General features: G+C 75.2%; 16 protein-coding genes. 11 read left to right on the forward strand and 5 right to left on the reverse strand.

The window, feature by feature from the left end:
- Positions 1-185 precede the first annotated feature (185 nt).
- Complete coding sequence (locus ACZ4U4_RS21165; RefSeq protein ID WP_467876479.1) at positions 186-1,109, reverse strand: DUF3027 domain-containing protein; 924 nt, start codon at positions 1,107-1,109, stop codon at positions 186-188.
- 389 nt (positions 1,110-1,498) lie between these two features.
- Between ACZ4U4_RS21165 and ACZ4U4_RS21170 the strand changes: the two genes are divergently transcribed.
- The 4 genes from ACZ4U4_RS21170 (at position 1,499) to ACZ4U4_RS21185 (ending at position 5,152) form a co-directional block, all read left to right on the forward strand.
- Positions 1,499-2,905, forward strand: coding sequence for an MFS transporter (locus ACZ4U4_RS21170; protein WP_467876482.1), 1,407 nt, complete (start codon positions 1,499-1,501; stop codon positions 2,903-2,905).
- A 103-nt stretch (positions 2,906-3,008) separates the two neighbouring features.
- Positions 3,009-3,512, forward strand: a complete 504-nt coding sequence (locus ACZ4U4_RS21175; RefSeq protein WP_467876485.1) for a hypothetical protein — start codon at positions 3,009-3,011, stop codon at positions 3,510-3,512.
- A 37-nt stretch (positions 3,513-3,549) separates the two neighbouring features.
- Positions 3,550-4,254 carry a futalosine hydrolase gene (locus tag ACZ4U4_RS21180; RefSeq protein WP_467876487.1) on the forward strand — a complete coding sequence of 235 codons (705 nt, stop codon included), beginning with the start codon at positions 3,550-3,552 and terminating at the stop codon, positions 4,252-4,254.
- Between the two features lie 46 nt (positions 4,255-4,300).
- Positions 4,301-5,152 carry a 1,4-dihydroxy-6-naphthoate synthase gene (locus ACZ4U4_RS21185; protein ID WP_467876490.1) on the forward strand — a complete coding sequence of 284 codons (852 nt, stop codon included), beginning with the start codon at positions 4,301-4,303 and terminating at the stop codon, positions 5,150-5,152.
- A gap of 54 nt (positions 5,153-5,206) precedes the next feature.
- On the opposite strand, the gene ACZ4U4_RS21190 is transcribed toward ACZ4U4_RS21185, so the two are convergent.
- Positions 5,207-5,590 (reverse strand): cold-shock protein, encoded by a 384-nt coding sequence (locus ACZ4U4_RS21190; protein ID WP_143942785.1) that lies wholly within the window; start codon positions 5,588-5,590, stop codon positions 5,207-5,209.
- A 220-nt stretch (positions 5,591-5,810) separates the two neighbouring features.
- Here ACZ4U4_RS21190 and ACZ4U4_RS21195 point away from each other — a divergent pair, with 220 nt between their 5' ends.
- Entirely contained in the window at positions 5,811-6,062 is a 252-nt protein-coding gene (locus tag ACZ4U4_RS21195; protein WP_037678930.1) for a hypothetical protein, read from the forward strand.
- On the opposite strand, the gene ACZ4U4_RS21200 is transcribed toward ACZ4U4_RS21195, so the two are convergent.
- The gene (locus ACZ4U4_RS21200; RefSeq protein WP_467876495.1) at positions 6,032-6,682 is read right to left on the reverse strand and encodes an HAD family hydrolase; all 651 of its coding nucleotides are present in this window, start codon (positions 6,680-6,682) and stop codon (positions 6,032-6,034) included. The two genes, ACZ4U4_RS21195 and ACZ4U4_RS21200, sit on opposite strands and share 31 nt — an antisense overlap.
- Positions 6,683-6,928: 246 nt before the next feature.
- Between ACZ4U4_RS21200 and ACZ4U4_RS21205 the strand changes: the two genes are divergently transcribed.
- From ACZ4U4_RS21205 to ACZ4U4_RS21215, 3 genes are read left to right on the forward strand one after another with little or no spacing between them, the layout of a single operon-like run.
- Complete coding sequence (locus ACZ4U4_RS21205; protein WP_467876497.1) at positions 6,929-7,930, forward strand: FecCD family ABC transporter permease; 1,002 nt, start codon at positions 6,929-6,931, stop codon at positions 7,928-7,930.
- On the forward strand, positions 7,927-9,078 hold the full coding sequence (locus ACZ4U4_RS21210; protein WP_467876499.1) for a FecCD family ABC transporter permease: 1,152 nt from the start codon (positions 7,927-7,929) through the stop codon (positions 9,076-9,078). The genes ACZ4U4_RS21205 and ACZ4U4_RS21210 overlap by 4 nt, the downstream gene beginning before the upstream one ends.
- Positions 9,075-9,911 (forward strand): ABC transporter ATP-binding protein, encoded by an 837-nt coding sequence (locus ACZ4U4_RS21215; protein WP_467876503.1) that lies wholly within the window; start codon positions 9,075-9,077, stop codon positions 9,909-9,911. The genes ACZ4U4_RS21210 and ACZ4U4_RS21215 overlap by 4 nt, the downstream gene beginning before the upstream one ends.
- A 62-nt stretch (positions 9,912-9,973) precedes the next feature.
- On the opposite strand, the gene ACZ4U4_RS21220 is transcribed toward ACZ4U4_RS21215, so the two are convergent.
- A complete protein-coding gene (locus ACZ4U4_RS21220) occupies positions 9,974-10,783 on the reverse strand; it encodes a hypothetical protein (protein WP_467876506.1) in 810 nt (269 codons plus the stop codon).
- A gap of 329 nt (positions 10,784-11,112) precedes the next feature.
- Here ACZ4U4_RS21220 and ACZ4U4_RS21225 point away from each other — a divergent pair, with 329 nt between their 5' ends.
- Positions 11,113-12,195, forward strand: a complete 1,083-nt coding sequence (locus tag ACZ4U4_RS21225; RefSeq protein ID WP_467876509.1) for an ABC transporter substrate-binding protein — start codon at positions 11,113-11,115, stop codon at positions 12,193-12,195.
- A gap of 256 nt (positions 12,196-12,451) precedes the next feature.
- Here ACZ4U4_RS21225 and ACZ4U4_RS21230 read toward each other — a convergent pair whose 3' ends face one another.
- A complete protein-coding gene (locus tag ACZ4U4_RS21230; protein ID WP_467876512.1) occupies positions 12,452-13,897 on the reverse strand; it encodes a hypothetical protein in 1,446 nt (481 codons plus the stop codon).
- Between the two features lie 444 nt (positions 13,898-14,341).
- Here ACZ4U4_RS21230 and ACZ4U4_RS21235 point away from each other — a divergent pair, with 444 nt between their 5' ends.
- Positions 14,342-16,888: a helicase-associated domain-containing protein gene (locus tag ACZ4U4_RS21235; protein ID WP_467876514.1), complete on the forward strand. Its 2,547-nt coding sequence runs from the start codon at positions 14,342-14,344 to the stop codon at positions 16,886-16,888.
- Positions 16,889-17,129: 241 nt separating this feature from the next.
- Positions 17,130-18,782 (forward strand): DNA repair helicase XPB, encoded by a 1,653-nt coding sequence (locus ACZ4U4_RS21240; protein ID WP_467876517.1) that lies wholly within the window; start codon positions 17,130-17,132, stop codon positions 18,780-18,782.
- The last annotated feature ends 24 nt before the right edge of the window (positions 18,783-18,806 follow it).

Here is an 18,806-nt window from a genome sequence, read left to right on the forward strand (position 1 = left end):
ATTCCCTCTCCCTCCCCCTCCCCCCGTCGCCGTTCCCCCCCCCCCTCCCCCCCCCCCCCCCCTCCCCCCCCCCCCCCCCCCCCCCCCCCCCCCCCCCCCCCCCCCCACCACCTCCCGTTGTACGTCGGGTGCGGACCGCCCCCTCGGGAGGGAGGGGCAAGAAAAAAGCAGGGTGCGGGCCCTGGTCAGCTGTGGCCCAGTTCCTCGGTGGGGGTGGTGTCCTCTACGGAGCCGCCGGTGGGTTCGGGGCGGAGGGTGAGGGGTTCGATGATGGTTTCGTCCACGACCGGGGTGGCGGGGCGGGGTGGGGCGGGCATGACGGCGGCTTCGGAGTGGCCGCCGCAGCCGTAGGAGAGGGAGACGACGTGGCCGTCGGCGGGGGAGAACTCGTTGGCGCAGACGCCGAAGGCTTGGCGCAGGGAGCCGGCGAGCGGGGTGAGGAAGCCGCAGGAGATGCAGGTGGCGGGGGCCGCCTGGGCCATCGGGGTGCGGGCGCCGAAGGACTCGTCCCAGCGTTCGGCGGCCTCGTGCAGGCCGTAGCGGGAGAGCACGCGGGCGCGGCGCATGCCCAGTTCGTCGGCGAGGGAGGCGAGGTCGCCGCGGGCGGGGGCGGGCTGGACGGCGGGCGAGCCGGGGACGACGTCGGCGTCCTCGGTGTCGGCGATCTGCGCGATCTCCGCGGTCTCGGCGGGCAGCTCCGCGGCGAGGACGGAGTTGGGCGGCGGGGCGTCCTCACCGGTGTAGCCGGGCTCCAGGCGGAGGTCCTCGGCGTCGGTGGGCAGCAGGTCGCCGGGGCCCATGTCGCCGGGGCGCAGCCGCTCGCTCCACGGCACCCACTCGGGGGCGAGGACGGCGTCCGGGCCGGGCAGCAGCACCGACTCGTCCAGCGTGACGATCTTGGCGCGGGAGGCGCGGGCGACGGTGACGGCCCAGCGCCAGCCGCGGTAGCCGGGCTCCTTGCAGGCGAAGAGATGGGTGACGACGCGGTCGCCGTCGGCGACGGCCTCCAGGTGCTCGCCGACCATGCCCGGCAGCGCGGTCTCCTCGGCCGCCGCACGGGCGAGGTCGACCGCCTCGGCGCACAAGCGGTCCGGGGTACGGCTTCGCATCGCAGCACTCACAAGAATCGATTCTCTCTTCCACGCCGTCTCACGGGTGCGCCAGCCGGAGCTGTCCTGTCCTTGTCCGGACGACCGGCGGGGCGGGGCGGGCGGAGCGGACCTGGGGACCGCGTCGACGTCCGCGCCCGATCGCTTGGGTCGAGCGCACCTCTCACGACCCATTCTGAGGGATCGCGCAAAGGCGCGCGGCCATGGACGACCGCCGGTGGCGCGCTACACACGCTACCCCTTCGTTCGCGGACGACCCCTCGGCGGGAGCGGCAAATGTGATCACCGGGGCCCGCCGGTGGGGGCCGGAGGGGCGCGGACCGCCGTCGCCTCACGCAACAAGCCCAGAAAACCACCCGATAGCCAGCCAATTCGGGCAGTATGGCCGGGTGGCTGCCGCACGGGCGTCGAAGGGGCCGAGGGGCCCGCGGTTCTCGCGCGCGTCGACCCGGAGCGGGGCGGGGCGCGACCGGGTCCGGCAGGCGGGGCGGTCCGCCGGGCGGGCGCTGCACCGCCCGGTCACCGGCGCGGCCCGGGGCGTACGGCGCGCCACCCATGCGCACGGCGCGGGCGAATCGGGCCTGGGCAAACTCATCGAGCTGCACGCGGTGAACTCCGCCGGCGACATGCTGATCACCGTCGCGCTGGCCTCGACGGTGTTCTTCTCCGTACCGACCGACCAGGCACGGGGCCGGGTGGCGCTCTACCTCGCGGTGACGATGGCGCCGTTCGCGCTGCTGGCGCCGATCGTCGGGCCGCTGCTCGACCGGGTGCCGCACGGGCGGCGGGCCGCGATGGCCGCCGCGATGCTGGCGCGGGCGCTGCTGGCCCTGACGATGTCGGGCGCGGTCGCCACCGGTGGCCTGGAGCTGTATCCGGCGGCGCTGGGCGTACTGGTGGCGTCGAAGGCGTACGGGGTGGTGCGCAGCGCCGTGGTGCCGCGGTTGCTGCCGCCGCGGTTCTCGCTGGTCAAGGCCAATTCGCGGGTGACGCTCGCCGGACTGCTGACCACCGCGGTGGCCGCGCCGCTGGGGGGCGGGCTGCATCTGCTCGGGCCGATGTGGCCGCTCTTCGGCGCTTTTCTGGTGTTCTGCGGCGGCACCTTCCTCTCGTTCACGCTGCCGCACACGGTCGACTCGGCGAAGGGGGAGGCCCGCGCGCGGCTGACCGCGGGGCCGGGGCGGCGGCCGGGGCTGCGGACCGTCGGCCCGGCGGTGCTGCACGGCCTCCAGGCCAACGCCACGCTCCGCGCCCTGTCGGGGCTGCTGACGTTCTTCCTCGCGTTCCTGCTGCGCGAGCACCCGCTGGACGGGCTGGGCGCCGCGACCTCGCTGGGGCTCGTCGCGGTCGCGGCGGGCGGCGGCAACGCGCTGGGCACCGCGGTCGGCGCCTGGCTGCGGGCGCGCGGCCCGGAGCGGATCGTCGCCGGGGTGCTGGGCGTCGCGCTGGCCGCGGCGGTGGCGGCGACGGTCGGGTACGCGCCGCTGCCGCTGGTGGTCGTGCCGGTGGCGGCGGCCACCGCGGGCCTCTGCCAGGCGCTGGGAAAGCTGTCGCTGGACGCGATGATCCAGCGGGACGTCCCGGAGACGGTGCGCACCTCCGCGTTCGCCCGGTCGGAGACGGTGTTGCAGCTGTCGTGGGTGGTCGGCGGCGCGATCGGCATCGCGCTGCCGCTCTCCGGCAAGGTGGGCATGATCGTCGCGGCGGCGCTGGTGACGCTGGGCGCGCTGGTGTCCGTACGGGGGCTGCTGGGTGCGGCCCGGCGCGGCGGACGGGCCCGGGCGCGGGTGCGGTGAGGGCGGACGGCGCCGGGTGCGGGCGCTGCGCATGTGGGCGGCGCGGGGCGGCACGCCGCACCCGGGCGTGGTGCGCGCCGGGGCGCCAGATAGCCTGCCCGTCATGACCGCTGCGATGATCTCCTGGGGCAAGGGCCGCCGTGCCGCTGCCGCCATCGGTGCCGTGTCCCTGGGCCTCGTCACCCTCTCCGCCTGCTCGAAGCCGACCGACCTGGCGACCGTGACCGTCGGCTCCACGACCGTCACCGCCGAGGCCACGCCCGGCTGCAACGGCGACGGCAAGCTGCTGAGCAAGAAGCAGGTCGAGACCTGCATCTCCAAGAACGGTGGCAAGACCATCACCGTCCAGCCCGGTGAGCGGGTCCGCGTCGGCGTGACGCCGGACGTCGCCAAGTCCGGCTGGATCGTCATCGGCGGTGGCCCCGTGATGCGTGAGGCGAGCACCCAGACGTACCGCTCCTTCGACGCGGACACCCTGTTCATGCAGCAGAACCCGCAGACCGGCCAGACCACCTACAGCAAGTCGGTCACGCTCCAGGTCGCGGAGCTGGGCAAGGGCGAGGGCCCCAAGACCATGTGGCACTTCAACCTGAAGCAGAAGGACTGAGCCCGCTGATCCGGGCGAGCGCGGGGCGGGCCGGCTGATGCGGGTACTCGTCGTCACGGCGGTGGCCGCCGAACGCGACGCGGTGTGCGCCGCGGGCGGTCCGTACACCCCGCGCGCCCTGCCCGGCGGCCTCGCGCTGCACACCGGCGGCGCGGCCCCGGGCCCCGCCGTCGACGTGCTCGCCGCCGGCGTCGGCCCGGCCGCCGCCGCTGCCGGGACGGCCACCGCACTGACCGCCGCCGCGCTGGACGGCGCACCGTACGCCCTGGTGATCTCCGCCGGGATCGGCGGCGGCTTCGCGCCCGCCGCCCCGCTCGGCTCGGTGGTCGTCGCGGACGCGCTCACCGCCGCCGACCTGGGCGCCGAGACGCCCGAGGGCTTTCTGCCGGTGACGGAGCTGGGCTTCGGTACGGTCACGCACCGCCCGGACCCGGCGCTGGTACGGGCCGTCGCCACCGCGTGCGGGGCGCGCACCGGACCGGTGCTGACGGTCTCGACGGTGACCGGCTCCGCGGCGCGCGCGGCGGAGCTGATGGCGCGCCATCCCGGCGTGCTGGCGGAGGGCATGGAGGGCTTCGGCGTCGCCGAGGCGGCCGTGGCGCACGGCGCGGGCGTGCTGGAGGTCCGTACGGTCTCCAACGCGGTCGGGCCCCGCGACCGGGCGGCCTGGCGCATCGGCCCGGCGCTCACCGCGCTGACCGGCGCGTTCGCGGCGTTGCCCGCCGCACTGCGCGCCCTGTGACACCCCGGCCCGGCCACCGCGCCGGGCCCTTTCGCGAGGAGGACCCGTGACCCGGCCGCTGGACATCGCCTATTCGCCGTGCCCCAACGACACCTTCGTCTTCGACGCCTGGGCGCACGGCCGCGTCCCCGGCGCGCCGGAGCTGTCGGTGACCTTCGCGGACATCGACCGCACCAACGGCATGGCCGAGCGCGGCGAGTTCGATGTGCTGAAGGTGTCGTACGCGGTGCTGCCGTGGGTCCTCGAGGAGTACGCGCTGCTGCCGTGCGGCGGGGCGCTGGGCCGCGGCTGCGGGCCGCTCGTCCTGACCCGCGAGGGCGGCGACGCGGCGGGGCTGGCCGGGAAGACGGTGGCGGTGCCCAGCGAGCGCTCCACCGCGTATCTGCTGTTCCGGCTCTGGGCGGCGGCCGAGGTGCCGGGCGGCGTCGGGGAGATCGTGGTGCTGCCGTTCCACGAGATCATGCCAGCGGTCCGCGACGGCAAGGTCGACGCCGGTCTGGTCATCCACGAGGCCCGCTTCACCTACGGCAACTACGGTCTGACCTGCCTGGCCGACATGGGCGAGCACTGGGAGCGCACCACCGGGCTGCCGATCCCGCTGGGCGCGATCATCGCGAAGCGGTCGCTGGGCGAGGAGACGCTGCGGCAGCTGGCGGACGCGGCGCGGACGTCGGTGCGGATGGCGTGGGACGACCCGGAGGCGTCGCGTCCGTACGTCCTGGGGCACGCCCAGGAGATGGACCCGGCCGTCGCCGACCAGCACATCGGGCTGTATGTGAACGAGTACACCGCCGACCTCGGCGAGCACGGCTATGCGGCGGTGCGGGGGCTGCTGACGCGTGCGGCGGCCGAGGGGCTGGTGCCGCCCCTCGGCCCGGACGCGCTGACGTTCGTCTGATCCACGCGCTCCGGCCGGGCGCGGCCCCTTCGGGCGTGCGCCCGGCGGGGCGGGTCAGACGTCGAGCTGGTCGGCGACCGCGCGGAGCATTCCGGCGATCTTGGCGCCGTGCGCCTTCTCGGGGTAGCGGCCGCGCTCCAACTGCTGGGTGACGTTCTCCAGCAGCGTGGTGAGGTCCTGCACGATCGAGGCGAGTTCATCGGGCTTACGGCGCTGGGCCGCGGCCACCGAGGGCGCCGGGTCGAGGATGGTCACGGACAGTGCCTGGTCGCCGCGCTGACCGGCGACGACGCCGAATTCGACGCGCTGGCCCGGCTTGAGTGCGTCCACGCCGTCGGGCAGCACCGACGAGTGCACGAAGACGTCACCGCCGTCGTCGCGGGAGAGAAAGCCGAAGCCCTTCTCGCTGTTGAACCACTTGACCTTGCCGGTAGGCACGTCTGTCCTCGTCCTCGTACTCGTGGGAAAAAGCGGGCTGACTGCTCGAAAAAAGCCGGAAGTGCGGAAATTACGGAAAAGCGTGCGGGAAAAACGGGTCTGGATAGCAGTGCAGCGGGTCACCCGGACCCGCCGTCACCAAGGCTAATGCTCCCGCGCGCGGTGACAAGACGTACCGGGCGGTTCCTCGATGTCGGTGGCCCGGACTTACCCTGGTCAGGTGTCTGACGAAACGCCCCGTGACGGGGATCTGCTGGTCCGAATCGGCGCGATCGTGTTCCTCATTGGCGCGCTGGCCACTCTGGCCACGATGACCCCACTGTTCATCGGCGCCGAGCCGCTGCCCTCGGTCTTCTACTGGGTGTGCATGCTGATGGGCGTGGGCTTCCTGATCTCCGGTGCGGGTGTGGTCCGCTCCGTCCTGGGCCAGCGCCGGCAGGCTCAGGCGGAGGCGGCGTCCTCCGCGACGTAACCGGCCAGCCAGCCGGGGAACGCCGTCAGGTCGTCGAGGACGACATCGGCGCCGGCCGCGCGCAGCTCCGCCGCGCCGCACGGCCCCGAGGCCACCGCGACCGACAGTGCGCCCGCCGCCCGCGCGCCGCGTACGTCGCCGGTGTGGTCGCCGACGTAGACCGTGGCGCCGTGTGCGCGCAGCGCCTCGCCCTTGGCCTCCGCCCACAGCGAGCCGACGAGGATGTCGACGTCCAGGCCCAGGTGGTCGAGGTGGAGCTTGGCGCTGGGCTCGTACTTCGCGGTGACGACGAGCGTGCGGCCGCCGGCGGCGTGCACCGCCCGCAGCGCCTCACGCGCCCCGGGCAGCGCGGGCGACGGCGCGACCGCGTACCGCGGATACAGCTGCCGGTACAGCGCACTGGCCTCACCGACCTGCTCCTTGGGGAACCACTCGCGTATCTCCTGCTCCAGCGGCGGGCCCAGCCGGGTGACCGCGAGGTCGGCGTCGACGTACACGCCGGTGCGGGCGGTCAGCTCCAGGTAGGTGGCCCGGATGCCGGGGCGGGAGTCGATCAGCGTCATGTCGAGATCGAAGCCGACGGTCGGGGCGGGGGCGGTCGGGCGGGTCGGGGCAGCCATGTCACCCATTGTGCCGGGCACCGCTGACAGCCCGCGGGGCCGCCCGGCCCGGTACGACCCCGGGTCGTACCCTTAGCCTTGCCTTACCTAAGAGCGTGCCCCTGGGGCGCATACGGCGCCGAACGGGATCCGGGGGCGCGTGCCGCGCCCGGATATCTCGAAATGGACCCGATGTCAGCCGACCAGGCAAGCAGCACCCGGAGCGCCGCCGCGCGCCCCGGCGCATCCGGCCCGGGAGGGCGCGCGATGAGCCGGATGCGCGGGCGGCGGCTCGTTCTGACGCTGGCGGCGGTGGCGGCGCTGCTGCTGGCCGTCCTCCTGTCGCTCGCCGTCGGCAGCCGCGCGTTCGCCCCGTCCGAGGTGATCGGCGCGCTGGTGCACGGCGGGGACGGCGACGCCGCGCAGGTGGTGCGCTATCTGCGGCTGCCGCGCACGCTGATCGGCCTGATGGTCGGGGCGGCGCTGGCGATGGCCGGGACGGTCCTCCAGGGCATCACCCGCAACCCGATCGCCGACCCCGGCATCCTCGGCATCAGCCAGGGCTCGTCGGTCGGCGTGGTGCTGGCGATCTCGCTGTTCGGGGTGCACACGCTCACCGGCTACGTCTGGTTCGCCTTCGCCGGCGCCGCCCTCGCCTCCGTCGTCGTCCACGCCATCGCCACCCGGGGCCGGGGCGGCGCGACGCCGGTGAAGCTGGCGCTGGCCGGTGCGGCGATCAATGCGCTGCTGGTGTCGGTGACGATGGCGGTGCTGACGACGCAGGCGGCGGCGCTGGACGAGTTCCGGTTCTGGCAGGTCGGCTCGCTGACCGGCCGGGACAGCGCCGTCGCCGCCCAGATCTGGCCGTTCCTGCTGGTCGGCGCGGTGCTGGTGCTGTCGGTGGCGCGCGGTCTGGACGCCCTGGCGCTGGGCGAGGACGTCGCCCGGGGGCTGGGCCAGAAGGTCGCCGTCGTACGGATCGTCGGCGGGCTCGGCGCGACGGTGCTGACCGGGGCGGGCGTCGCCGCGGCCGGTCCGATCGCGTTCGTCGGGCTCGCGGTGCCGCATCTGGCGCGCGCCGTCGTCGGAGGCGACCACCGCTGGGTGCTGCCGATGGCGGCGCTGCTCGGCCCGGTGATCGTGCTGGTCTCGGACACCGTCGGGCGGATCGTCTTCCCGCCGTCGGAGGTGCCCGCGGGCGTGATGACGGCGCTGATCGGCGTGCCGTTCCTGGTGACCCTCGTCCGCCGGAAGGCGGTGGCCGCATGAGCGCCCCCACGGCCCGTACGGCCCCCGCACGGCCGGTCCGCGGGCACCGGCCGGCCGGTTACGCCGTCGTCGGCACCCGGCGCGTCTCGTTCCTGCTGCACCGCCGCGCCGCGGTCGTCGCCACGCTGCTGGCGGCGCTGCTGGCCGCGGTCTGCCTGGCGTACCTCTGCGTCGGCGAGGACTTCGTCGCGCCGTCCGACGTGCTGGACGTGATCCTCGGGCGGCCGTCGTCGCAGGAGCTGGTCGTCGGGGCGCTGCGGCTGCCGCGGATGGCCGTGGGGCTGCTGGTCGGCGCGGCCTTCGGCATCGCGGGCGGGCTGATCCAGACGGTCGCCCGCAACCCGCTGGCCAGCCCGGACATCATCGGCGTCACCCAGGGCGCGGGCGCGCTGACGGTCGGCGCGATGACGCTCGGCGTCACCTCGTACGCGGCGTTGCCGTATCTGTCGGTCGTCGGCGGGCTGCTGGCGGCGGGGCTGGTCTACGTCTTCGCGTGGCGCGGCGGGCTGCACGCGACCCGCTTCGTCCTCATCGGCATCGGCTTCGCGGTGGCGCTGCGCTCGGTGATCCAGCTGTTCCTGACGAAGGGCGACTACCTGGTTGCGCAGCAGGCGCAGGTGTGGATGACCGGATCGCTGAACGGGCGCGGCTGGGCGGAGGCGGCGCCGCTGGGCTGGGCGCTGCTCGCGCTGCTGCCCGCGGTGCTGTGGGCGGCGCGGGCGCAGCGGACGGTGTCGATGGACGACGACACCGCGACGGCGCTGGGCGTCCGGCTGGGCCGCACCCGGCTGGGGCTGGTGGCGCTGGGCGTGGTGCTGGCGTCGATGGCGACGGGGGCGGCGGGCCCGGTGGACTTCGTGGCGCTGCTGGCGCCGCAGATCGCCCGGCGGCTGACCCGTACCGCGCAGATCCCGCTGCTGTGCTCGGCGCTGCTGGGCGCGGCGATCGTGGTGGGCGGCGATCTGCTGGCCCGCAAGCTGTTCGCGCCGACGGAGCTGCCGGTCGGCGTGTTGACCGCCGCCGTCGGCGCGCCGTATCTGATCTGGCTGATCATCCGGGGCCACCGCACCCGCAGCCGGACGGCGGGCCGCGGCCGCGCCGTCGGCCCCCGTAGTCGTGGCAGCCGTGCCGCAGGAGGAGAAGCGTGACCGAGACCGCCGCCCCCACGACCGGGGAGCCCGCCGCGAGCCGGCTGACGGCGCGGGAGCTGACGCTGGCGTACGAGGACCGCACGGTCGTCGACGGGCTGGATCTGGACGTGCCGCAGGGCGCCGTCACCGTCGTCGTCGGGCCGAACGCCTGCGGCAAGTCGACGCTGCTGCGCGCCCTGGGGCGGCTGCTGCGGCCCCGTGCCGGGGCGGTGCTCCTGGACGGCGCGGACCTGGCCCGCATCCCGACGAAGCAGATCGCCCGCTCGCTGGGGCTGCTGCCGCAGACGCCCGTCGCACCGGAGGCGATCACCGTCGCCGACCTCGTCGCACGGGGCCGCCAGCCACATCAGCACTGGTGGCAGCAGTGGTCGGCGGAGGACGAGCGGGCGGTGACGGAGGCGATGGAGCGCACCGACGTCGCCGAGCTGGCCGAGCGCGCCGTCGACGAACTCTCCGGTGGCCAGCGGCAGCGGGTGTGGATCGCGATGGCGTTGGCCCAGGAGACCGATCTGCTCCTCCTGGACGAGCCGACGACGTATCTGGACATCGCCCACCAGGTGGAGGTCCTCGACCTGGTGCGCCAGCTCAACCACGAGCGGGGCCGCACGGTCGTCGCCGTCCTCCACGACCTGAACCAGGCCGCCCGCTACGCCGACCACCTGGTCGCGATGCGCGCGGGCCGCGTCCTCGCCGAGGGCCCGCCCGCCGAGGTGGTCACCGCGGAGCTGGTGCACGAGGTCTTCGGCCTGGAGGCGGTCGTCATCCCGGACCCGGTGACGGGCTCCCCGCTGGTGGTACCGGGGCGGCCGTGGGCGGGGGCGCAGGTCTAGGGGAGTCCCGGTCCTCGCGGGCCAGGACCCGGGCCTGCCTCGGGCGGGAGTCCGCCCGTCCGTCAGACCTCCGAGGAGACCGTCACGAGGACCGGGCCCGACAGCCCCGTCACCGCCCGGATCGTGTCGGTGAACACCTCCGTCGTCCACGCGGCCGTGTCCGTGGACCACTCGGGGGCGTCGCAGCGGAAGGCGAGCGCCGGGCGCAGCCCCTCGGCCTGCACCGCCCCGGCGAGGGGACGGGCGAGCCCCGGAGTCGTCGCGCGGGCGGGCTTGAGCGGCTCCACCGCCATGCGCCCGTGCGTACGTTCCCGCGCCGCCTCGCCGACCTCGGCGGCCCGCGCGGCGAGGCGTGCCGACGGCAGCGCGTCCACGGTGACCGTCAGCGAGGCGGCGCCGGACGGGTCGGCGAGGGCGAACCAGTCGGCCACCTCGGCGAGTTCGGTGCGGGCGTCCCCGGCGCGGTGCAGCGGCACGAGGGCGTGGGTGCCGGTGAGGCGGACGGTGCCGATGCGGCGCAGGGCGTCCGAGAGGACCGTGACGACGGGCAGCACCGGGAGGCGGCGGGCGCGCCGCTTCCGGCCCGGTGTCCGCACCGGCTGCGGCAGCGACGCGTACAGCCAGGCCAGTTGCCGGACCGTGCTGTCCTGCGTCCAGTCGCCGTCCGCGTCGTGGTGGTCCCAGAGATTGTCGGCGGGCCGGTCCGTCAGGGCGGTGGAACTCCAGGCGAAGGCGGCCGCCCGCTTCACGGCGAGGCCGAAGACGTCCTCGTCGAGGTCGTGTTCGGCGCTCACCCGGTCGATCCAGGGATGCCGCGCCAGCACACCGTGGAGCCCTACGACGAGGGTGGCGTCGGGGCCGTTGTCGCTCATGGTCGTCCTCGCTCCTGGACCGCGTCGTGAGCCGAACGGGCGGCTGCGCAGGGCCGTCTGCCGAGGGCCGTCGGCTCAGCGGCCCGCCGTCCCTGCCGGGACGTCTCCGAGCACATCAGATGGCGCGGCTGGACGCGACCGACTTCGTACGGGCCGCCGCCCGACGGGGAGCCGTGGCCGACCGGCCCTTACGGGTACCCGGCCCTTACGGGTACCCGGACGCGCCCTCGCCCCGTACGGGTATCCGGCCCGTAGGCCCGCCCCTTACGGGTACCTCTACGGGTACGCACCACCGCCCGTCCTCCCCACCCGAGCCGAAAGGGCACTTCATGACCCCCCGCACCGCCCGTCGTGCCGCCACCCGTCACCTGAGCCGCCGTGTGCTGCCGCGTTCCGTCCGCCGTACCGGGGGCGCCGTGGCCGGGACGGTCGCCGCCGCCCTTGCCCTCGCCGCCTGCGGAAGCGGCGGGTCCGACGCCGGTGGCGGCGGGGCCCTGAAGGCGGCCGACTGTCCCAAGCAGCCGGTGACGCACTGGGCGCAGCCGTCCCCGGGCGGTGGGCCGCACAAGGTCGCGACGGCGATGGGCGAGGTGACGGTCCCGGCCGCGCCGAAGCGGGTGGTGGTCCTGGACACCGCGGAGCTGGACTCCGCCCTCACCCTCGGCATCAAGCCGATCGGCGCCACCCGCTCCGACGCCGACTCCGGCTTCCCCGACTACCTGCCGAAGGACGACACCGCGGGCATCAAGGACGTCGGGAAGATCGGCGCCCCGAACCTGGAGGCCGTCGCCGCCCTCAAACCGGATCTGATCCTCACCAACAAGGTCCGCGACGGAGACAGCTACCAGCAACTCACCCGCATCGCACCGACGGTGATGACCGAGACCACCGGCTACCCCTGGAAGCAGAACTTCGCCACCCACGCGGCGGCGCTGGGCCGGATCCCGCAGGCCAGGAAGGTCGTCGCGGGGTACGAGGCGCACGTCCGGCAGGTCACCGCGGCGCTCGGCGGCCCGGCGAAGGCGAAGGCCCTGCGGACCAACGTCGTCCGCTTCGTCGAGGGCGCCGACACCCGGGTCTACGGCTGCCGGAGCTACATCGGCACCGTCCTCGACGACCTCGGCACCGGCCCGACGGACGTCGTCAACGGCGCCAAGGACGGCCTGATGACGGAGCTGAGCGCCGAGCAGATGAACCGCGCCGACGCCGACGCGGTCTTCTACGCGAGCTACGGCTCCCCCGAGAAGTCGAAGGAGGCACAGGTCACCAGCGGTCCGCTGTGGAAGCACCTGCGCGCGGTCAAGAACGGCCGCTCCTTCCGCGTCGACGACCAGCTGTGGATCCAGGGCATCGGCTACACGGCCGCCGACAAGATCCTCGACGAGGTACGGGAGCGGTTGGCCAAGAGGTGAGGGGCGGGCCGCCCTGGGGCGGGCTGCCCTGGGGTGCGCTTTCGGGGGCGTTGTGTTCCCGGGAGACGGTGGCGGGGGGGCCGCGGTGGCTTCGTTCGGTCCCGTACGGGGATGCCGTAGGGGGAATGCCGTAGGGGCAGGCTCCCGTACGGGAGCCCCGTAAGGGCGGACGCCCCCCTACGGGGCGGGCCCGTGAGGGCCGGTCAGGCCGCGAGGGCCCGGCCCCGGAGGGCCCGGCCCCGAAGGGCTCGGCCCGTCACCGGGCCCAGCGCCGCATCCGCCACACCAGGAACACCGCCGAGGCGACGGCGGCGACGCGGACCAGGAGCGGCAGACCGTCGAGGAGCACGGCGCCCATCTTCCCGGAGGCGATCGGGTCGCCCCACCGGCCCGTGGCGCGGCCCCACATCCACACGGCGGCGCCGCCCGCCAGCAGTCCGGGCACGCCGAGCGCGGCGAACTTCGCCTCGGTGTGGGTGAGACGGCGGGAGAGGAACGTCACCGCCCAGCCCGCGGCCAGCGCGAACCAGCTCCCGAGCACCGCACCGGTCAGCAGCAGCACCACGGCGAGCGACACCACGGGGCTGAGCCGGACCCGGGCGGCCGGGGCCTTCTCGGCGGCCGGTTCCGGGGCGGGCGGTTCCGCCGCGGGCGCCGGCTGCTTCCGGCCGAGGGCGCGGCGCAGCAGCCCCGGCAGCGGACGGCCCGCCTCCGCACCGGCGGCGCCCGCCTCCGGCGTACCGTCCTGCACCTTCTCCTTGTCGTCATGCTCGCCGGGCCGCTTCCAGATCTCCGGGATCTCGATGCCGCCGACGAAACCGGGCACCGTCTCGCCCACGCCGGTCGCCTCCGGCCGCGCCAGCCACCAGTCCGCGTCGCCGTCGCCGTCGCCCAGTTCGTCGGCCCCGGCGAGATGCGGCGGAGCGGCTCCCCCGGGCGCCAGCGTGAACCGGGGCCCTGCCCCGGCCGCCTCTCCGGCCCCAGCGCCCTTCTTCTTGAACAGCCCGGCCCACTGCCCGGGCCGCGACCCGTCCCGCGGCCCCGGAACCTTCCCCGCCGCCCCGGCCTGCCCGGACTCCCCCGCCGCCCCCGGCTTCCTCAGCGAGAGGGGCCGGTCCGGCTCTTCCCGCGGCGGGCCGGACGGCTCCGCCGGGCGGGACGGGTGGGATGGCTCGGGCACGTCGGCGGGGCCGGGCACGTCGGCGGTGCCGGTCGGAACTGACGGTACGTCCACGGCCGACGGCCCGGTCGAGGACGACGGCGGGGCCGCAGCCGAAGGAACGTCCGGAGCTGACGGCACGGCCGGAACCACTGGCGTATCCGGGACCGACGGGACAGTAGGGGCCGATGGCACAGCGGAGGCGGGCGGCGCAGCGGAAGCTGACGGCGCGTCCGGTGTCGACGCCTCGGCGGCCGACGGCGACCGCGTCGGCTCCCGTCCGGGCTCCGGCCCCGGCCGTCCGCTCGTCCCGGCGGCCGTCTCCGCCGCCGACACCACCGCCTCCGGGGTGCCCAGCCGGGACAGCACCCGCTTGATCTGGGAGGTCGACGGCGACTTCTGCGCCGCGATCCGGGCCGTGACCTCGGCCCGCAGATCGGCCACCAGCCGCATCCGCGCCGACGAGGGCAGGCCCCGCTGCTGGGCCAGGTCGCCGACCCGGCTCAGATAGTCAAAAACGAGCTGATCGTTCTCGATACCCACGAAATCCCCTGCGGCGTCCGCTGGTTACTTCCCCGACCGTACCGCCTCCCTTCCCCAGCGGTCCGAGGACGGCCCGCCCACTCTCTGAGCGGGTGCCAGAACCCTTACGGGCCACGCCCCTGACGCCCGGTGAGGGGCGGCCCGCAAGGGGGAGGCGTCCCTGGGCTCAGCCGACCGTTCCGGCTTCGGACGACCCCGGACCCGTCGGGCCCCCGTGCGGAGAGCGGCGCCACCCGCCCCGTACAGGTCCCCCGGAGACGACCGCCCAGCCCCTACGGAAAACCCCTGAAGCCGGCCCCGGGACCGACTCACCTCCACCCCGCCCCCTACGGCTCCCCCCGATCCCGGAGCCCGGGGCGTGCGGTGCGTGCGTACGGGCCCTGGTGCGCGCCGTCACAGCGGGATCCCGTTACGGGGGCCACCGGCCCGGCTAACGTAGGGCGGATGACGGATACGCCCCGCACCCTGGCCGAGGAGCTACGGACCCGCACCGACGGCGGGCTCGTCGACCTGCTGCGGGCCCGCCCTGACCTGCTCAATCCGGTGCCGGGCGACGTCACCCAGCTCGCCACCCGGGCCGGGACCCGGGCCTCGGTGGTGCGGGCCGTCGAGCGTCTGGACCAGTTCGCGCTGCAGACCGCCGAGGCGCTGGCGGTGGCGCCCGACCCCTGCCCGTACGCCACGCTCGCCTCCCTGATGACCGGCGCCCCGGCCGTGGCCCCGGGAGCCGCGGCCCCGAACGCGCCCTCTCTGGAGGCGACGGTGCTGACCGCGCTGCCCGGTGCCGTGGCGGCGCTGCGGGCGCAGGCCCTGGTGTGGGGGCCGGACGACCGGCTGCGGCTGGTGCGGACCGCCCGTGAGCTACTGGCCCCGAGCCCGGCGCACCCGTCGCCGACCGGCCTCGGGCCGACCGTCGCGGAGGCCGCGGCCGGGATGTCGCCGGGGCGGCTCCAGGAGGTCATCGCCACCGCCGGGCTGCCGCCGACGCACGACCCGGTGACCGCCGTCGCCGCGCTGACCTCGCTGTTCACCGACGGTGAGCGGATGGCGGCGCTGCTGGACGAGGCGCCCGCCGAGTCCGTCGCCGTCCTCGACCGGCTGCTGTGGGGCCCGCCCTACGGCAGCGTCACCGACCAGCCCGCACCGCATCTGCGCTGGCTCCTGGACCGCGGGCTGCTGCTGCCCGCCGGCGCCCGGAACGTCGTCCTCCCCCGGGAGGCGGCGCTGCATCTGCGGGCGGGGCGCGCGCACCGTAGCCCCGCGCCGGTGCCGCCCGCCCTCGCGCCGGTCACCGCGCGCGATCCACAGGCTGTGGACGCGGCCGCCGCCGGGCAGGCGTTCACGGCGCCGGCGACCGTCGAGGAGCTGCTGAAGGAGTGGGATCTGGGCGGTCCGGCGGTGCTGCGCGCCGGGGGCCTGAGCGTCCGCGACCTCAAGCGCACCGCGACCGCCCTGGACACCACCGAGCAGACCGCCGCCTTCTGGCTGGAGCTGGCCCACGGGGCGGGCCTGATCGCCTCCGATGGCGAGGCCGACGAGCGGTTCGCGCCGACGCCCGCCGCCGAGGAGTGGCGGCAGCTGCCCGACGAGCGGCGCTGGGCAGAGCTGGTGGCGGCCTGGCTGGACGCCACCCGCACCCCGGGCGTGGTCGGCACCGCCGACGCCAAGGGCCGGGCGGCCGCCGCCCTCGGTCCGCACCTCGACCGCTCCCCCGCCCCCGAGGTCCGCCGACGCACCCTCGCCCTCCTCGCCGAGCTGCCGCCGGGCTCCGCCGTCCCCGAGGCGGCCGTCCTCGACCGCCTCCACTGGGAGCGCCCGCTGCGCGCCGCCGCCCCGGAGAGCGCACCCGCCGCCCCTGGTGGCGCCACCCCGCCGCCCGGGGAGGATCTCCGTACCCGGCTCGCCCGGTGGACGCTGGCCGAGGCCGAACTGCTGGGCGTCACCGGACGCGGCGCCCTGTCCACCCACGGCCGCGCGCTCCTGGGGGACGCCGAGGGCTCCGCGGAGGCGGCCCGTACCGCCCCGACGGCCGCCGCGACCCGGGAGGCGGCGGCCCGCGCCGCGGCGCTCCTCGCGCCGCTGCTGCCCGAACCGCTCGACCACGTCCTGCTCCAGGCCGACCTCACCGCGGTCGCGCCAGGACCGCTCCAGCGTCCGCTCGCCGACACCCTGGGCGTCCTCGCCGAGATCGAGTCCAAGGGCGGCGCGACGGTCTACCGCTTCACGCCCGCCTCGGTGCGCCGCGCCCTGGACACCGGCCGCACCGCCGCCGAGCTGCAGGAATTCCTCACCGCCCACTCGCGGACGCCGGTCCCGCAGCCGCTCGCCTACCTGATCGACGACGTGGCCCGCCGGCACGGGCGGCTGCGGATCGGCGCGGCCTCCGCGTACGTCCGCTGCGACGACGACGCGCTGCTCGCCGAGATCCTCGCCGACCGCCGCGCCGCCCCGCTCCGGCTGCGCCGTCTCGCCCCCACGGTCCTCGCCGCGCAGACCGCCCCGGATCTCCTCCTGGAGGGCCTGCGGGCGATGGGCTACGCGCCCGCCGCCGAGTCCCCCGAGGGCGACGTCGTGGTCGCCCGGCCGGACGCGTACCGCACGGGGCCGCGCACCGCGCCCGTCCCGGTGCCCGAGGGGCCGCCGGTCCCCGACGCGCCCCTCCTGGAGGCGGCGGTCCGCGCCATCCGGGCCGGCGATCTGGCCGCCACCGCCACCCGCAAACCCGTCAACGCCGCCACCCCGGCCCCCGGCGCGCCGCCCCGCACCACCTCCGCCGAAACCCTCGCCACGATGCAGGCCGCGGTCCTCACCAACGCCGCCGTCTGGATCGGCTACGTCAACGCCGACGGCGCCGCCAGCCAGCGCGTCATCGCCCCCGTACGCGTCGAGGGCGGCTTCGTCACCGCCTACGACCACACCGCCGACGAGGTCCGCACCTACCCCCTGCACCGCATCACCGGCGTCGCCGACCTGGCGGACGACACGGTCTGAGCGCCCCGGGCCTGCCATTCCACGGCGAGAACCAGGCGAGGACCAGCAACGCCGACACCACCGGCACGGCGACGATCAGGCCGAACCTGATGAGCATGGAGTGGAGAACAGGAGCCACCACGGTCCGTCCCCGCGATGCGGCACACTGGACGTTTGGCCACCCGCCCGGCCTCGGGCCGTGGTCGGTGACCGGGCGGCTACGGAGCCGGCCGGGCGGCACTCATGTAGGAAGGCGAGGCGCGTGAACGGACCTCTCATCGTCCAGAGCGACAAGACGCTGCTGCTGGAGGTGGACCACGAGTCGGCGGACGCCTGCCGGCGGGCCATCGCGCCGTTCGCGGAGCTGGAGCGGGCGCCCGAGCACATCCACACGTACCGGGTGACGCCGCTCGGGCTGTGGAACGCGCGGGCCGCCGGGCACGACGCCGAGCAGGTCGTGGACGCGCTGGTGCAGTTCTCCCGCTATCCGGTGCCGCATGCGCTGCTCGTCGACATCGCCGAGACCATGTCGCGGTACGGGCGGCTGACGCTGGTCAAGCACCCCGCGCACGGGCTCGTCCTGACCAGCACCGACCGGCCGGTGCTGGAGGAGGTGCTGCGGTCGAAGAAGATCCAGCCGCTGGTCGGCGCACGGCTCGACCCCGACAACGTCGTGGTGCACCCCTCCGAGCGCGGGCAGATCAAGCAGACGCTGCTGAAGCTGGGCTGGCCCGCCGAGGACCTCGCCGGATACGTCGACGGCGAGGCGCACCCGATCGCGCTCGCCGAGGACGGCTGGGCGCTGCGGCCGTACCAGCAGCAGGCCGTCGAGAGTTTCTGGCACGGCGGTTCGGGTGTCGTCGTCCTGCCGTGTGGTGCGGGAAAGACGCTGGTCGGGGCCGGTGCGATGGCGCAGGCGAAGGCCACCACGCTGATCTTGGTCACCAACACCGTCTCCGCCCGGCAGTGGAAGCACGAGCTGGTGAAGCGGACCACGCTGACCGAGGACGAGATCGGCGAGTACAGCGGGACGAAGAAGGAGATCCGGCCCGTCACCATCGCCACGTACCAGGTGCTGACGACGAAGCGGAAGGGTGTCTACCCGCACCTGGAGCTGTTCGACTCCCGGGACTGGGGCCTGATCGTCTACGACGAGGTCCATCTGCTGCCCGCGCCGGTCTTCAAGTTCACCGCCGACCTCCAGGCCCGGCGCCGCCTCGGCCTGACCGCGACGCTGGTGCGTGAGGACGGCCGGGAGTCGGACGTCTTCTCGCTGATCGGCCCGAAGCGGTTCGACGCGCCGTGGAAGGAGATCGAGGCGCAGGGGTACATCGCGCCCGCGGACTGCGTCGAGGTGCGGGTCAGCCTCTCCGACTCGGAGCGGCTGGCGTACGCGACGGCGGAGACCGAGGAGAAGTACCGCTTCTGCGCGACGACCGGCAGCAAGCAGCGGGTCACCGAGGCGCTGGTCCGGCGCCACCAGGGCGAACAGACGCTGGTCATCGGGCAGTACATCGACCAGCTCGACGAGCTGGGCGCCCATCTGGACGCCCCGGTGATCAAGGGCGAGACGACCAACGCGCAGCGCGAGAAGCTCTTCGACGCCTTCCGGGAGGGCGAGATCTCGGTGCTCGTCGTCTCCAAGGTGGCGAACTTCTCGATCGACCTGCCGGAGGCGACCGTCGCGATCCAGGTCTCCGGGACGTTCGGCTCCCGCCAGGAGGAGGCCCAGCGGCTGGGCCGGGTGCTGCGGCCGAAGGCGGACGGGCACGAGGCGCGCTTCTACTCCGTCGTCGCCCGCGACACCGTCGACCAGGACTTCGCCGCCCACCGGCAGCGCTTCCTCGCGGAGCAGGGCTACGCGTACCGGATCGTGGACGCAACCGAGCTGCTCTCCGCCGAGGAGGGCGCCTGAGCCGTCGGGAAGACACGCCCTAGG

The sequence above is a fragment of the Streptomyces sp. NPDC029159 genome, assembly GCF_055564055.1.